This is a genomic window from Lysinibacillus sp. GbtcB16 (assembly GCF_019091145.1).
Classification (GTDB): Bacteria; Bacillota; Bacilli; order Bacillales_A; family Planococcaceae; genus Lysinibacillus; species Lysinibacillus fusiformis.
Window position 1 is genome coordinate 1 of record NZ_JAGXJV010000506.1, and the last position, 264, is coordinate 264.

At 49.6% G+C, this 264-nt stretch carries 1 pseudogene; it reads left to right on the forward strand.

The window, feature by feature from the left end:
* Positions 1-7: 7 nt before the first annotated feature.
* A pseudogene (locus KVT27_RS25060) lies at positions 8-264 on the forward strand (Nif3-like dinuclear metal center hexameric protein); the annotation flags it as partial.

Genomic DNA, 264 nt, shown 5'->3' on the forward strand with positions numbered 1-264 from the left:
TGCCAAAGTGACAGGCATTGCGACGGCTTTCATGCCGACTTACCATGTGATCCAGCAGGCGATTGCCAGCGGGGTGAATTTGCTCATTGCGCATGAAGCTGCTTTCTATCATCATCATGACCAGACTCAGGCTCTTGTGAATGACCCTGTGTATCTTGAGAAGCTTAAGCTGATTGAACAATCGGGTATGGCGATCTTCCGGTTTCATGATTATTGGCACCGATATCGTCCGGATGGCATTATGGCGGGGCTGATTGAAGCCTT